Here is a 14,915-nt window from a genome sequence, read left to right as displayed (position 1 = left end):
CCAGTACCATAGGCGCACTGATTTTTGGGGAAGAAAAAATGAAAAGAGCCGTTGTGGTATTTAGTGGCGGACAAGACTCCACCACCTGTTTAATTCAGGCGCTGCAACATTATGATGAAGTGCATTGCGTCACCTTTGATTACGGCCAGCGTCATCGCGAAGAGATTGAGGTTGCGGCTGAGCTGTCACAAAAGCTCGGCGCACGCGCGCACAAAGTGCTGAATGTGACGCTGCTCAACGAGTTAGCCGTCAGCAGCCTGACGCGCGATAATATCCCCGTACCGACGTATGATCCTAACGCCAGCGGTTTACCGAGTACCTTTGTGCCGGGCCGCAATATTCTGTTCCTGACGCTGGCATCAATTTATGCCTATCAGGTTGAAGCTGAGGCAGTCATCGCCGGCGTATGTGAGACCGATTTCTCCGGTTATCCGGATTGCCGCGATGAGTTTGTTAAAGCCCTGAATAACGCCGTCAGTCTGGGAATGGCGCGCAATATTCGCTTTGAAACGCCGCTAATGTGGCTGAACAAAGCGGAGACCTGGGCGCTGGCAGATTACTGGCAGCAGTTGCCGTTGGTACGCGCCGAAACCCTCACCTGCTATAACGGCATTAAGGGCGATGGATGTGGCGAATGCGCGGCCTGTCATTTACGTGCCCGCGGCTTAGCCGAGTATCAGGAAAACACGTCAGCCGTGATGGCCGCGATGAAACAGAAAAGCGGCCTCAGCTGATTCAGATTGCGGTATTAGCTGGCGTCATTGATGCCAGCTAATGACTCTCAAGCATCAACGCCGCCATACGATCGCGCAACTCCCCCTCCATCGGCACCGCTTTTTGCGTGCGTAGATCGATACAAACAAAGGTTAGCGCTGCGTCAGCCACCACCGAATTATCTTTCGCCAATAATACGCGCTGCGTGATCACACCACTTTTACCGCTTAGCTGAGATACTTCACTTTCAATATTCAGCACGTCACCCAGCACTGCAGGACGACGATAGTTAATGTTGATATTCACCACCACAAACGCCAGCTGTTGCGCCATCAGCCAATGAAAGGCATCGACATCCTCCAACCACTGCCAGCGCGCCTCTTCAAGAAACTCCAGATAGCGCGCGTTATTCACGTGCTGATAAACATCCAGATGATACCCGCGCACTTTAATTGTGGTTTGCATTGTTGCTCCTGTTCAGGCTGAGAATGACAACTGGTAAGACCTGTTGAGCATAGCACAGCCTGAATAGGGGCTTTTTCAATCCTTCAAAGTCGCGAGTCGCCTCACAGTTTAAGCCGAGCGCTGTTACGCTCTATCAATGCACTGCCGATGCCCGGCACCTCCTTGAGTTGCTCAATGGCAGTAAAGGGACCGTATTGCTCGCGATAACTCACTATCGCCTGCGCTTTCTTTAGTCCTATGCCATTCATGCCAGCAGCGAGCTGCTCAGCTGTGGCTGAATTAATGCTGACCTGCCCTTCCTGTGGCGTGGAAACTTGCGTTGCCTGCGTTTCGCTGGGGCTCTCAGCGGCCGCGAGCCCAGTGGTATAAACTGCGCCGCCCAGCGCCAGCGCAATACAGAGGGCATGAAACGTTGATTTAACCATGCTGTGTTTCTCCTTGTGTTTGACAGCAACAGCAGGGTGTCACAGCTAAAATCAACGCTCAAAAGGGCAATTCCAGAAATGGAAAAGGCCGCATAAGCGGCCTTTCGGTATTGCAGTGATTTAACTTTTTTTGTGAGGCTTACTGGTTTTGTGCAGCGGCGCCGTACTTAATCTTCGCCTCTTTACGCAGGTTTTCCAGCAGCGCTTCAAAGGCGATCTGCGCATTATTCTGCGTCACACCTTTCACCATCTCATCGGTCTGTGCCTGCGGCATATTGCCGGCGCTGACTTTATCCAGCGCCACCAGCACCACATTGCCCTGCATATCTTCGCTCACGCCCCACGACGGCTTATTGTCGGCAGGTTGTGGCAGATTGAAGGCTGACTGCGCAACCGGATCCTGTGCATTGCGGTCGAATGATTTGCTGGCGCTGAGCGTCAAGCCCGCAGCTTGCAGCGCATCTGCTTTACCGGCTTTCAGATCGGCCAGCAATTTGTCGGCCTGCGCTTTTGCCTGCTGCGTCGCTTTATCATGCTTCAGGGTATCCACAATCTGCGCTTTAACCTGATCCAACGGCTTCACCGCTTCCGGTTTATGCTCGCTGATACGCAAGACGAAGGCGCGATCGCCATCCACAGAAATGATGTCGGAGTTGTTACCCGGCGCACCATTCTGCCCGACTAAACCACCGTTGAAGATCGCCTGCTTAACCGCATCGAAATTCAGCTCATCTGGCAAGTTATCGCGGGTGATCCAATTGGTTTCGACCACTTTCAGACCCGAAGCCTGTGCTGCGCCAGCCAGCGATTCATTATCATTGCTGGCCGCTTCGCTCACTTTCTGCTGAATTTTGTAGAAGGCATCCACCGCTTTCTCTTGCTTCACTTTATCCGCAACGGCGTCATGCACTTCGGCCAACGGCTTAACCTGCTCCGGCTGAATATCGTCCAGGCGCACCACGAGGTAGCCAACAGAAGACTTAATAGCAGCCGACAGCTGGCCTTTCTGCGTCAGCTTGGCATTTTTCAGCTCGTCTGGCGTAGTGCTCGGCTCCAGCCACCCCATATCGCCACCTTTACGCGCTGAGATTGGGTCAATTGATTTGCTTTTTGCCAGTGCAGCGAAATCTTCACCCTTCTTCAGGGCATCAACCACGGCGTTGGCATCGGCTTCAGTTTTGGTCTGAATCACGCTATAGCGATTGCGCTGCGGCTGTGAATAATCCGCTTTATGTTGGTCGTACCAGCTCTGAATATCTGCTTCGCTGGCCGTTTCCGTCATGCTAGCGGCATCCATCTTGATGTAGCTCACGCGGAACTGCTCAGGCGCCATAAAGCTGTTTTGATGTTGCTGATAATACTGACTGACTTCATCGTCACTGACGGTCTGTTTAGCCGCCAGCGCGTTGACATCAATCACCGCCTGGCGCACTTCACGCTGCTGTGACACCAGATCCACCAGCTTGCTGGTTTCGCCTTTCAGCATGAAATCGGTATTGGCAATGGCGTTAATCAGCTGCTGCGTCGCCAGCTGCTTGCGCAGCGCTTCCGCATACTGGTCAGCGGTGAAGCCCATGCTGGTGATCAGGCCGCTGTATTTGGCGTTGTCGAACTTACCGTTAGTCTGGAAGGCTTTTTGATTGAAAATTGCCTGTTTCACCTGATCATCGCTGATGCCAATGTGCAGATCTTTGATGTATTGATCGAGCAGTGCCTGATCAATCAGCTGTGACAGCGCCTGCTGACGCATCTGCTGCATATAGCCTTCGTTGCTGGCTAGCTGTGAGAACTGATCGCCCAGCATCTGCTGCTGACGATTGCGCTCATTGTTATAACCCTGCTCCAGCTCCGCACGGCTGATCTCATGGCCGTTAACTTTCGCGGCATAATCGCTGCCGCCGCCAATCAGGTAGTTGCCCACCCCGGTGAGTACAAAAGACAGGATGATCAATCCCAGAATAATCTTGAGCACGACATGATTCGACGCCGCGCGTAAATTGTCCATCATGGTATGACAACACTCCGCTGTAGTGTGAATGTAAAGCTTTAACACGATGTCATCATCGTGCAACTGCTGTTCAGGCTGGCAGTTGGCAACCATGCGGAGACAACAACCAAAGGCCATCGCCGCGCATCAAGAATAAAAAAGGCACATCAAAAATGATGTGCCCGTATGTTACATGAGAACGGCTTTTGCGTCCTCAATCCATGGAAGAAATTGCTTCAATGGATAGATCAGCGGTCATTAATTGACGGAATCTTTCAGTGCTTTACCTGCACGGAAGCCCGGAACTTTACCAGCCGGGATGGTGAGTTCTTTACCCGTTTGTGGGTTACGGCCTGTACGAGCTGCACGCTCACGTACAGAGAAAGTACCGAAACCAACCAGTGCCACTTCATCACCGCCTTTCAGAGCTTCGGTAACGGACTCCATAAATGCATCTAATACACGTCCCGCTGCTGCTTTAGAAATGTCAGCGTCTGCAGCAATTTTGTCGATCAACTGTGACTTATTCACTCTCTTCATCCCCTCTTTTATTATTCACATCGCACCCGCGCTTCCCGCCCGGTGCGAACGCGCAGCAAGTTATATCAAGCCTGTGGAGCCGAAACAACGGTATTCATCTTAATCGTTGATCCAGCAGCCCACTAAGTTAGCGGCACAAAAAAAAGCTGGCAAGCAACAATTTGCCTGCCAGCTTCGCTTTTTAGCGGTTTATGTCGCTAATCACTATTTTGCGGTCGCAACCTGCATACCATAAGGCGCATTTTCCAGTGCCAGGTTCAGCACCTCTTCAATACGCTTCACCGGATGAATCTCCAGATCGGCAATCACGTTCTGTGGAATATCTTCCAGATCGCGCTTGTTTTCATCGGGAATCAGTACCGTTTTAATGCCACCACGATGCGCTGCGAGCAACTTCTCTTTCAGTCCGCCAATCGGCAGAACCAAACCACGCAGGGTGATTTCGCCCGTCATCGCCACGTCAGAACGTACCGGGTTGCCGGTTAAGCATGAGACCAGCGCGGTGCACATGGCGATACCGGCGCTTGGGCCATCTTTCGGCGTCGCACCTTCTGGTACGTGGACGTGAATGTCACGTTTCTCGTAGAAATCAGCATTGATGCCCAGTTTCTCCGCACGCGCACGCACTACAGTCAGCGCCGCCTGAATCGATTCCTGCATCACTTCGCCCAGCGAACCGGTGTAAGTCAGCTTACCTTTGCCAGGTACGCAGGCAGTTTCGATGGTCAGCAGATCGCCGCCCACTTCCGTCCACGCCAGACCGGTCACCTGACCAACACGGCTTTCGCTCTCTGCACGACCATAATCAAAGCGCTGAACGCCAAGGAAATCCTTGAGATTATCACCGTTGATCACGATGTGTTTTTTCGATTTGTCCATCAGCAGCGTTTTCACCGCTTTACGGCACAGCTTGGAGAGTTCGCGCTCCAGACTACGCACGCCCGCCTCACGGGTGTAATAGCGAATGATACCTACAATGGCGCTGTCGTCGACGGTGATCTCTTTGTCTTTCAGCGCATTACGTTCAATCTGTTTCGGCAGCAAATGTTGCTTAGCGATATTCAGCTTTTCATCTTCGGTATAACCCGAAAGACGAATCACTTCCATACGGTCAAGCAGCGGCGCTGGGATGTTCATGGAGTTGGAGGTCGCCACGAACATCACGTCAGAAAGATCATAATCGACTTCCAGATAGTGATCGTTGAACGCGATGTTCTGCTCGGGATCCAGCACCTCAAGCAGCGCTGAAGCCGGATCGCCGCGCATGTCGGACGACATTTTGTCGATCTCATCCAACAGGAACAGCGGGTTCTTCACGCCAACTTTCGCCATTTTCTGGATCAGCTTACCGGGCATAGAGCCAATGTAGGTACGACGATGTCCGCGAATTTCCGCTTCATCGCGTACGCCACCCAGCGCCATACGCACATATTTGCGTCCGGTTGCCTTCGCAATCGACTGGCCAAGCGAGGTTTTACCTACGCCTGGCGGTCCAACGAGACACAGAATCGGTCCTTTGATTTTGCTGACGCGACTCTGCACCGCAAGATACTCAAGGATGCGGTCTTTAACACGCTCCAGACCATAATGGTCAATATCCAGCGTCTCTTGCGCTTTACGCAGGTCTTTTTTCACCTTGCTGCGCGCGACCCATGGAACCTGAACCATCCAGTCAATATAGCCACGAACCACGGTCGCTTCTGCTGACATTGGCGACATCATCTTCAGCTTCTGTAACTCAGCTTCAGCTTTTTCACGCGCTTCGGTCGGCATTTTAGCCGCTTCAATCTTACGTTTCAGCGCCTCGTATTCATCGGGCGCGTCATCCATTTCGCCCAGCTCTTTCTGAATGGCTTTCATTTGCTCATTCAGATAGTACTCACGCTGGCTTTTCTCCATCTGCTTTTTAACGCGGTTGCGAATACGCTTCTCAACCTGCAGCAGATCGATTTCTGATTCCATCATCGCCATCAGATATTCCAGACGTTCATTCACGTCGGACATCTCCAGCACCGACTGTTTATCAGCCAGTTTCAGCGGCATATGCGCAGCTACGGTGTCGGCCAATCGGGCCGCATCGTCAATGCTGTTGAGGGAAGTTAATACCTCAGGCGGGATTTTTTTATTCAGCTTGATATAGCCTTCAAACTGATTGATGGCCGTGCGCACCAGCACTTCCTGTTCGCGCTCTTCAATTTCCGGCGAGACCAGATATTCAGCCTGGGCAACAAAATGGTCGCCATTATCAGCCAACGTGGTGATGTGTGCGCGCTGTAAACCTTCAACCAGCACTTTTACCGTGCCGTCTGGAAGTTTTAGCATCTGCAATACAGAAGCGACGGTCCCTACTGAGAAGAGATCGTTAATGCCAGGTTCATCCGTTGAAGCCTCTTTCTGTGCAACCAGCATGATCTTTTTATCATGATCCATCGCGGCTTCGAGGCACCGAATCGATTTTTCCCGGCCAACAAACAACGGAATTACCATGTGCGGATAAACCACCACGTCGCGCAACGGCAACACGGGGATTTCAATGCGTTCAGAACGCTCAGGATTCATAGAGCTCTCTCTTAGTTTAATGTCCGCCAGGTGATGGGTACCGCGCAATAGAGGTTTTGCAGTTAAACCCACAGGATATTGAGTATATGGGGATGCTTGTACGACATTCAATGTCACTGGCGAGAGAAAAACAAAAGGGGAAAGATTTTTCCCCTTTTTTAAGATAACAACGCGGTGCGATTGTTTATTTATTCGCCAGAAGCCTGGGCTTCGTGCTTTCCATAAATCAACATCGGCTCGGATTGACCATCAATTACTGACTCATCAATCACCACTTTTTCAACGTCATCCATTGATGGCAAGTCATACATGGTTTCGAGTAACGCACCTTCCACGATGGAACGCAGACCACGTGCACCGGTTTTACGTGACATCGCTTTTTTAGCAATTGCCGTTAAAGCTTCGTCACGGAATTCCAGCTCTACACCTTCGAGATTGAACAACGCCTGATACTGTTTGGTCAGCGCGTTCTTCGGCTCACGCAGAATCTGAATAAGCGCCTCTTCACTCAACTCGCTCAGCGTTGCCACGACGGGCAGACGACCAATGAATTCAGGAATCAGGCCAAACTTGATCAGATCTTCTGGCTCAACCTGCGACAACAATTCGCCTTCGCTCGCCTTCTGAGATTTGCCCTTCACGGTTGCGCCGAAGCCGATACCGGATCCGGTTTCAACACGCTGAGAAATCACTTTGTCGAGACCGGCAAATGCACCACCACAGATGAACAGAATCTTAGAGGTATCAACCTGCAAGAATTCCTGCTGTGGATGTTTGCGTCCGCCCTGCGGCGGTACAGCAGCCACGGTGCCTTCAATCAGTTTCAGTAGCGCTTGCTGCACACCTTCGCCCGATACGTCACGGGTGATCGATGGGTTGTCCGACTTACGAGAAATCTTATCGATTTCATCAATGTAGACAATACCGCGCTGCGCTTTCTGCACGTCGTAATCACACTTCTGCAGCAGCTTCTGGATGATGTTCTCTACATCCTCACCCACATAACCGGCTTCGGTCAGCGTGGTGGCATCGGCCATGGTAAATGGCACATCCAGTAAACGCGCCAGCGTTTCTGCCAGCAATGTTTTACCGCTACCGGTTGGACCGATCAGCAAAATGTTACTTTTGCCCAGTTCGATGCCATTACTGGTATCGCCATTGCGCAGGCGTTTGTAGTGGTTATACACCGCTACTGCCAACACTTTCTTCGCCCTTTCCTGACCAATTACATAATCATCAAGATGATGGCGGATTTCGTGCGGCGTCGGCAGTGAACTGCGCTCGCGATGCGGCGCTACTTCCTTAATCTCTTCACGAATGATGTCGTTGCAGAGATCAACGCACTCATCGCAAATGTACACTGACGGCCCGGCAATTAGCTTACGGACTTCATGCTGGCTTTTGCCGCAGAAAGAGCAGTACAGCAACTTACCTGAACCGTCTTTGCGCTTATCTGTCATCAGCTAACCTCTTTTCTTTCTCAGACCAAATTTGTTGTACGGCGCTGGCCGTACATCAACGGCCGATATGCATTCAACCCATCTGCCTGCTTCCCGTTAACTATAGCGTAAGGGGCAGACAGATGTGTCTTATTGGCGATGCGTCAGGATAGAATCGACTAAGCCATACTCTACCGCTTCGCCCGCAGAGAGGAAACGATCGCGCTCGGTGTCGCGTTCGATCTCTTCCAGCGACTTGCCGGTATGCTCAGCCATTAACTCATTCATACGCTGCTTCACTTTCAAAATTTCGCGCGCATGGATTTCGATATCCGTCGCCTGGCCCTGATAACCGCCTAATGGCTGATGAATCATCACACGTGAATTAGGTAGGCAGAAACGTTTGCCTTTGGTGCCCGCAGTCAGCAGGAACGCACCCATTGAACAAGCCTGACCCATACAGATGGTACTAACGTCGGGCTTGATAAATTTCATGGTGTCATAAATCGACATCCCAGCAGTAATCACGCCGCCAGGCGAGTTAATGTAGAGGTAAATGTCTTTTTCAGGATTCTCAGCTTCCAGAAACAGCATCTGCGCCACGATCAGGTTAGCCATATGATCTTCAACCTGACCGGTCAGGAAGATCACACGCTCTTTGAGCAGGCGAGAGTAGATGTCGTAAGAACGCTCGCCGCGCGAGGTTTGTTCGACCACCATTGGCACCAGCGCCATGTGCGGTGCAGTAAATTCACGATCGCCACTGTATGACATTACCGTCTCCTGATAAATTTCATTGGCAACATTCTGTACCGATTTTACGTAAGCCGCGGCAGGAACACTACGTGCCACGGTCTCAAACCGAGATATCGACACGGTTAATCAGTCAGTCTCACTGTTTTCATGCATTCTCCCTGTATCTGGGGATGCTGCCCAGTTGTTTCAAGCATAACAACCTTTTGCCCATTCGCTAACACGGAAAAAGAGCTTAGCGGATAATTTGCCGATTAATTAAGCAAATAGAGGACAAATCTGCGCACATCACGCCAGAAACGAAAAAGCCCGCGACTTTTCAGTCACGGGCTTAGCACTTACGGTTAACTTACGAATCAGGCCGCTGAGGTCTGGTTCATCAGTTCCTGGAAGTTAGTGGCTTTGTCAGTAACTTTGGCTTTGGCCAGAACTGCTTCAACCGCTTGCTCTTCCAGAGCCACGTTGCGCATGTTGTTCATCAGCTCGCTATTTTTGCTGTAGAACTCAATCACTTCCTGCGGATCTTCATACGCAGAAGCCATCTCTTCGATCAGCGTTTTAACGCGATCTTCATCAGCCTGCAGTTCGTTGATGCGAATCACTTCGCCCAACAGCAGACCAACAACTACGCGACGTTTAGCCTGCTCTTCGAACAGTTCACGTGGCAGTTCCAGCGCTTGCTTCTCGTTGCCACCAAAACGCTGTGCTGCCTGACGGCGCAGAACGTCGATTTCGCTGTCGATCAACGCAACCGGAACATCGATGTCGTTGGCGTTAACCAGACCGTCGATTGCCTGAGTCTTCACGCGATTGCGGATAGCACCTTTCAGCTCGCGATCCATGTTCTTACGCACTTCAGCACGCAGACCGGCAATTGAACCATCTTCCACGCCAAAGCGCTTGATGAACTCTTCTGTCAGCTCTGGCAGCTCACGGGTTTCAACTTTCTTCAGCACGATTTCGAACTTCGCGTCTTTCCCTTTCAGGTTTTCAGCGTGGTAATCGTCTGGGAATTTCACGTCGATAGTGAAGGTTTCGCCGGCTTTATGGCCAACAACGCCCTCTTCGAAGCCTGGGATCATACGACCCTGGCCCATTGCCAGCACGAAGTCAGAGGCTTTGCCGCCTTCAAACTCTTCGCCGTCAACAGAACCGCTGAAGTCGATGGTTGCGCGATCTTCTGCAGTCGCTGCAGCATCGCTCTCTTTCCAGGTCGCCTGCTGCTTCTGCAGGGTTTCCAGCATGGTATCAACGTCAGCGTCAGTCACTTCTACTACTGGCTTCTCGACTTCGATGGCATCCAGGCCTTTCAGCTCAACTTCTGGATACACTTCGAACTCAACCGCGTAGGTGAAATCTTCGCCTTCTTTATATTCGCCCGGCACATAGTTTGGTGCGCCAGCCGGATTGATTTTCTCTTTGATGATGGCGTCAACGAAGTTGCGCGTCATCAGCTCGCCCAGCACGTCCTGGCGAACAGAAGCACCGTAGCGCTGAGAAATGATGTGTGCCGGCACTTTGCCTTTACGGAAACCGTCGATACGGACTTTCTTAGCCACTTCCACCAGTTCTTTCTTCACTGCGCTCTCGATGCTGTCAGCTGCAACAGTAATCGAAATGCGACGGCCCAGACCCTGAGTGGTTTCTACTGAAACTGTCATCTTGTTACCTCAAAAAATCACGTGCTCGGTCAACTTCAGACACCACACATAAATGCGCCGTATCCAACAACCGGGACGGCCTCTGCAGGCAGAACCTAATCCCTGTTACCAGAAGCGTCCCGAAGACATTCCGGAAAAATAGACGCCGCATTATAGCGGCATCGCTGGAATGAGTCGAGGCTGCAAACTCACCACTTTTTGGCGGTTTTGCTGCTTTTTTGCGCCGCAGATCGCGTTTGGAGGGAATAAATGAAAAGAAAACGGCCCGCAGGCCGTTTTGAGGAAGGTGATGAAATGAATTCAGGCAAGGGTTCCTGCACCGCGACAATTGGGTGAGGCCAGAACCGTATCCTGCAATCCATCCCACTCTTTTTGCGTGTAAGTATGCAGTGCCAGCGCGTGTACGCTGCCCGCTAACTCGGCTGCCAGTTCACCATAAATGGCGCGATGGCGTTGCAGAAAGCGCTGACCGGTAAATCGATCGCTGACAATCACCACTTTAAAGTGACTTTCAGAACCGGCGGGCACGTTATGACGGTAGCTTTCATCATGCACTTCAAGATGTGCAGGCTCGAAAGCGTTACGCAACTTTTCTTCTATTTGTTCGCGAATCATGATTAACACTCCTCTCCGGCGAGCGCTGTGCCCATCTGTTTAAATATTAGTAGGTTTTTCGCCGCTTCCGCGGGTTAGCCGCAAATAAATCCCTCGACGCTGCGCATAGTAACCCGCTTATGCTTCAGGTCAACCGGGCGGCGTTTCTGCCCGTCTGAAAAAAGCCTTTACAATCAATTTCCATTGGCCCGGGGCTTTTTTCACCGCTGCGCAATGCTATGATGGCCGCAGTTTTGCAAACCAACCTATATGCTAACGAGAATGAGTATGTTGAAAAAACTGTTATTCCCTCTGCTGGCTGCTTTTATTTTGGCCGGCTGTGCCAGCAACAACACCACGTTGGATATTCAACCGAAGATTCAACTGCCGCAGCAAGATCCAAGTCTGATGGGCGTTACCATCAGTGTTAACGGTGCCGATCAACGTTCCGATCAGGCGCTGGCGAAAGTCAACCGCGATGGTCAACTGATTACGCTGACGCCTTCACGCGACCTGCGCTTCCTGCTGCAGGAAGTGTTGGAGAAGCAGATGACGTCACGCGGTTATATGATCGGCCCAAGCGGTGCGGTAGATCTGCAAATTGTGGTGAACGGTCTATATGCTGATGTAACACAGGGCAACGTGCGCTATAGCATTACGACTAAAGCCGATATCTCCATCATCGCTACCGCGAAAAACGGCAACAAGCAGGTGAAAAACTATCGCCAGACTTACAGCGTAGAAGGTGCGTTTACCGCTACCAACGCGAAGATCACCAACGCGGTTAACTCAACGCTGAGTGACGTGATTGCTGATATGGCGCAGGACACCAGCGTTCACAACTTCATTAAGCAGAACGCCCGCTAATTTCCGCAGTAATTTGCCCGGTCACTTCTGGCCGGGCTTCATTTCAGGTTGGCTATGACATCTCACTATCTGCGTATTTTTACCCAACGTAATGCGGCGGTATTGCTGCTGCTCGGTTTTGCCTCTGGCTTACCACTGGCGTTAACCGCCGGGACGTTACAGGCGTGGATGACGGTTGAGAACGTTAACCTGAAAACGATTGGTTTCTTCTCCCTTGTCGGCCAGGCTTACGTATTTAAGTTTCTGTGGTCGCCGATGATGGATCGCTATACGCCGCCGTTTCTTGGCCGGCGTCGCGGCTGGCTGCTGGTCACCCAGCTGGCACTGATTGGCGGCATTATTGCCATGGGCTTTATGCAACCCTCGCGTGACTTAACGCTGCTGGCGGCGTTAGCGGTTTTGGTGGCGTTCTGTTCGGCTTCGCAGGATATCGTGTTTGATGCCTGGAAAACCGACGTGCTACCGCCGGAAGAGCGCGGCAGCGGCGCGGCCATCACCGTGCTGGGTTATCGTCTGGCGATGCTGATTTCGGGCGGACTCGCGCTTTGGTTAGCGGATCGCTATCTCGGCTGGCAAGCCACGTACTGGCTGATGGCGCTGTTGATGGTGCCAGGGCTGATCGCGACATTACTGGCTAAAGAGCCGACAATGCCAGCGCGTGAACCACATTCATTACGTCAGGCAGTAACGTTCCCGCTTAAAGACTTCTTCCAGCGTAACAATGCCTGGCTACTGATCACCCTGATTATCCTTTATAAGCTCGGCGATGCGTTTGCCGCTTCGCTCACCACCACATTCCTGATTCGCGGCGTAGGTTTCAGCGCCGGCGACGTCGGACTGGTCAACAAAACGCTCGGCTTGCTTGCTACGATTATTGGCGCGTTATATGGCGGCGTGCTGATGCAGCGCTTAAGTCTGTTCCGTGCATTAATGATTTTCGGCGTGCTACAAGCTGTCTCAAACTTTGCTTACTGGCTATTGGCCGTGACGCCTCCGCATCTTGGGAGTATGGCCAGCGCGGTCTTCATTGAAAACCTGTGCGGCGGTATGGGCACAGCGGCTTTTGTCGCCTTGTTAATGACACTGTGTAATAAATCCTTCTCCGCCACCCAGTTCGCGCTGCTCTCGGCCCTTTCGGCGGTAGGACGCGTTTACGTTGGCCCTGCAGCCGGTTGGCTGGTTGAGCTGTGGGGCTGGCCAGCTTTTTATGCCTTTACGGTATTTGCCGGTGTGCCGGGTTTGCTGCTGTTGTGGCTATGTCGCGGCACGTTACATAGCATCCAGCAAAGTGGTGAGTTTGTGATGCGCAGCTTATGGCCGCAAGGCTACCGCTGGACGGTACGTCTATTTAGTGTTGGCTGTGGCCTGCTGGCGTTATGGCTGCTGGCGTTGGCGCTTAATGCCAGCGGAGTTTTGCCAATCAACGCGCTGCTTACGCCGATGTTTGAAGCCGGCATGGCATTTGCCCTGTTGGCCGTTGCACTCGGCGTAATTTTGGACAGTTTGGCATTAAGAAAAATGTCGCCGGGCAATCACCGTTAACTCATCGCTATTTGTGAATGACAAATAAATGGCGCAAAAAATATCAGGAACTGATTTTACCAATAGCATTTTTTTTAACGCGAATTAGAAACATTAAATTAACAACTTCGCGGTAATATTTAAATCCGGTGAGCAATTAGTTTGTATTAAACTCATCGCAAAAATGATACAGAAATGTTAAATAAATGAGCATTAAGAGTACGGTTTATACTTTCCCTGATTTTTCTGCGGTTTCTACCATTGTTTTTTGTTATATTAACGCCAACTGCTTGTCGCAGTTAATAATTTGTCACCCTGCGTAACATCTGTGACACCCTTAGCAAAAGGTGTCAACAGCCTTCTGACACATCCTTATGCTGGTTTACACTGCATAAACCTTCCCGTAAAATGCGCGCACACTTAAACGACAATAGAGCCCTTTGTCATTGAGGTCGTTAAATGAGACTCAGTAAATACAATAAAAGTTTGGGGATTTTGTCATTAATTGCAGGCGCTGTATTACTCAGTGGCTGCGATAGTGCGTTGTTAAATCCCAAAGGACAGATTGCACTGGAGCAACGTTCGTTGATTCTGACAGCTTTTGGCTTGATGATGATCGTCGTTATCCCGGCAGTCTTCATGGCAGTATTTTTTGCCTGGAAATATCGGGCAACCAATACTAATGCAACCTATAGCCCTAACTGGTCACACTCGAACAAAGTGGAAGCCGTGGTCTGGACCATTCCGATCCTGATCATTATCTTCCTCGGCGTTTTGACCTGGAAATCAACCCACGCGCTAGAGCCGAGCAAACCGCTGGTTTCTGACGTTAAACCGGTTGAGATCGATGTAGTGGCGCTGGACTGGAAATGGCTGTTCATTTACCCGGAACAGGGTATTGCTACCGTTAACCAGATTGCCTTCCCGGCAAATACTCCGGTGAACTTCAAGATCACCTCCAACTCCGTGATGAACTCCTTCTTTATTCCTACTCTCGGCAGCCAGATTTATGCAATGGCCGGTATGCAGACCAAACTGCATCTGATCGCCAACGAGCCAGGAACATTTGACGGTATCTCTGCGAACTTCAGTGGTCGTGGTTTCTCTGGTATGAAATTCAAAGCCATTGCAACTAAAGACGATGCGGAATTCCAGCAGTGGGTTGCCAAAGTTAAAGCGGCACCTAACGCGCTGAACACCATGGATGATTTCGAGAAACTGGCTACGCCAAGCGAAAATCACCCGGTGGAATATTTCTCTACGACGAATCCAGAACTGTTCAAGCAAGTTATTGATAAGTTCAAGATGAGCCACGGGAAGATGGACATGCCACAGCATGAAGGTATGGACATGAGTCACGCCGCTTCCGCGGGAGCCGAGGAATAATACG

The 14,915-nt window shown here is 51.2% G+C and carries 13 protein-coding genes; 4 read left to right on the top strand and 9 right to left on the bottom strand.

All coding sequences use genetic code 11. The features are described 5' to 3' along the window. Positions 1 to 38 precede the first annotated feature (38 nt). On the top strand, positions 39 to 734 hold the full coding sequence (gene queC / locus AC790_RS02535; RefSeq protein ID WP_049850815.1) for a 7-cyano-7-deazaguanine synthase QueC: 696 nt from the start codon (positions 39 to 41) through the stop codon (positions 732 to 734). Between the two features lie 37 nt (positions 735 to 771). Here the strand turns inward: queC and AC790_RS02530 are convergent, their stop codons facing one another. The 9 genes from AC790_RS02530 to bolA all read right to left on the bottom strand — a co-directional run bounded on the left by AC790_RS02530 (position 772) and on the right by bolA (position 11,161). Beyond that, a complete protein-coding gene (locus AC790_RS02530; RefSeq protein WP_007886959.1) occupies positions 772 to 1,179 on the bottom strand; it encodes a YbgC/FadM family acyl-CoA thioesterase in 408 nt (135 codons plus the stop codon). 101 nt (positions 1,180 to 1,280) lie between these two features. After that, positions 1,281 to 1,604, bottom strand: coding sequence for a ComEA family DNA-binding protein (locus AC790_RS02525; RefSeq protein ID WP_007886961.1), 324 nt, complete (start codon positions 1,602 to 1,604; stop codon positions 1,281 to 1,283). A gap of 139 nt (positions 1,605 to 1,743) precedes the next feature. Further along, complete coding sequence (gene ppiD / locus AC790_RS02520) at positions 1,744 to 3,612, bottom strand: peptidylprolyl isomerase (protein WP_049851203.1); 1,869 nt, start codon at positions 3,610 to 3,612, stop codon at positions 1,744 to 1,746. Between the two features lie 237 nt (positions 3,613 to 3,849). Further along, positions 3,850 to 4,122 carry a nucleoid-associated protein HU-beta gene (hupB, locus tag AC790_RS02515; RefSeq protein ID WP_036620343.1) on the bottom strand — a complete coding sequence of 91 codons (273 nt, stop codon included), beginning with the start codon at positions 4,120 to 4,122 and terminating at the stop codon, positions 3,850 to 3,852. A 213-nt stretch (positions 4,123 to 4,335) separates the two neighbouring features. Next, positions 4,336 to 6,690 (bottom strand): endopeptidase La, encoded by a 2,355-nt coding sequence (lon, locus tag AC790_RS02510; RefSeq protein WP_007886968.1) that lies wholly within the window; start codon positions 6,688 to 6,690, stop codon positions 4,336 to 4,338. A 188-nt stretch (positions 6,691 to 6,878) separates the two neighbouring features. Next, positions 6,879 to 8,150: an ATP-dependent protease ATP-binding subunit ClpX gene (gene clpX / locus AC790_RS02505; RefSeq protein WP_007886970.1), complete on the bottom strand. Its 1,272-nt coding sequence runs from the start codon at positions 8,148 to 8,150 to the stop codon at positions 6,879 to 6,881. Between the two features lie 129 nt (positions 8,151 to 8,279). Beyond that, positions 8,280 to 8,903, bottom strand: a complete 624-nt coding sequence (gene clpP, locus AC790_RS02500; RefSeq protein WP_007886971.1) for an ATP-dependent Clp endopeptidase proteolytic subunit ClpP — start codon at positions 8,901 to 8,903, stop codon at positions 8,280 to 8,282. 335 nt (positions 8,904 to 9,238) lie between these two features. Continuing rightward, a complete protein-coding gene (tig, locus tag AC790_RS02495; protein ID WP_007886973.1) occupies positions 9,239 to 10,543 on the bottom strand; it encodes a trigger factor in 1,305 nt (434 codons plus the stop codon). A gap of 300 nt (positions 10,544 to 10,843) precedes the next feature. Beyond that, positions 10,844 to 11,161 carry a transcriptional regulator BolA gene (bolA, locus tag AC790_RS02490; protein ID WP_176519194.1) on the bottom strand — a complete coding sequence of 106 codons (318 nt, stop codon included), beginning with the start codon at positions 11,159 to 11,161 and terminating at the stop codon, positions 10,844 to 10,846. Positions 11,162 to 11,425: 264 nt separating this feature from the next. On the opposite strand from bolA, the gene AC790_RS02485 reads away from it, so the two are divergent. The 3 genes from AC790_RS02485 (at position 11,426) to cyoA (ending at position 14,911) form a co-directional block, all read left to right on the top strand. After that, on the top strand, positions 11,426 to 12,004 hold the full coding sequence (locus AC790_RS02485) for a lipoprotein (RefSeq protein WP_007886975.1): 579 nt from the start codon (positions 11,426 to 11,428) through the stop codon (positions 12,002 to 12,004). A 54-nt stretch (positions 12,005 to 12,058) separates the two neighbouring features. Then, complete coding sequence (ampG, locus tag AC790_RS02480) at positions 12,059 to 13,546, top strand: muropeptide MFS transporter AmpG (RefSeq protein ID WP_049850814.1); 1,488 nt, start codon at positions 12,059 to 12,061, stop codon at positions 13,544 to 13,546. A 438-nt stretch (positions 13,547 to 13,984) separates the two neighbouring features. Further along, positions 13,985 to 14,911, top strand: a complete 927-nt coding sequence (gene cyoA / locus AC790_RS02475) for a cytochrome o ubiquinol oxidase subunit II (RefSeq protein ID WP_007886978.1) — start codon at positions 13,985 to 13,987, stop codon at positions 14,909 to 14,911. Positions 14,912 to 14,915: the final 4 nt, after the last annotated feature.

Origin of the sequence: Pantoea sp. RIT-PI-b, assembly GCF_001187905.1 — a bacterium.
Lineage (GTDB): Bacteria > Pseudomonadota > Gammaproteobacteria > Enterobacterales > Enterobacteriaceae > Pantoea > Pantoea nemavictus.
Note: the sequence above shows the minus strand (reverse complement) of the source record. Positions and strands in the feature narration are given on the sequence as shown.

Bases quoted from the DNA above. Each gene is read 5' to 3' on its own strand.
- clpP (WP_007886971.1), bottom strand. From the start codon at position 8,903: ATGTCATACAGTGGCGATCGTGAATTTACTGCACCGCACATGGCGCTG.
- AC790_RS02530 (WP_007886959.1), bottom strand. From the start codon at position 1,179: ATGCAAACCACAATTAAAGTGCGCGGGTATCATCTGGATGTTTATCAG.
- cyoA (WP_007886978.1), top strand. From the start codon at position 13,985: ATGAGACTCAGTAAATACAATAAAAGTTTGGGGATTTTGTCATTAATT.
- ampG (WP_049850814.1), top strand. From the start codon at position 12,059: ATGACATCTCACTATCTGCGTATTTTTACCCAACGTAATGCGGCGGTA.
- tig (WP_007886973.1), bottom strand. From the start codon at position 10,543: ATGACAGTTTCAGTAGAAACCACTCAGGGTCTGGGCCGTCGCATTTCG.
- AC790_RS02525 (WP_007886961.1), bottom strand. From the start codon at position 1,604: ATGGTTAAATCAACGTTTCATGCCCTCTGTATTGCGCTGGCGCTGGGC.
- queC (WP_049850815.1), top strand. From the start codon at position 39: ATGAAAAGAGCCGTTGTGGTATTTAGTGGCGGACAAGACTCCACCACC.
- AC790_RS02485 (WP_007886975.1), top strand. From the start codon at position 11,426: ATGTTGAAAAAACTGTTATTCCCTCTGCTGGCTGCTTTTATTTTGGCC.
- lon (WP_007886968.1), bottom strand. From the start codon at position 6,690: ATGAATCCTGAGCGTTCTGAACGCATTGAAATCCCCGTGTTGCCGTTG.
- clpX (WP_007886970.1), bottom strand. From the start codon at position 8,150: ATGACAGATAAGCGCAAAGACGGTTCAGGTAAGTTGCTGTACTGCTCT.
- ppiD (WP_049851203.1), bottom strand. From the start codon at position 3,612: ATGATGGACAATTTACGCGCGGCGTCGAATCATGTCGTGCTCAAGATT.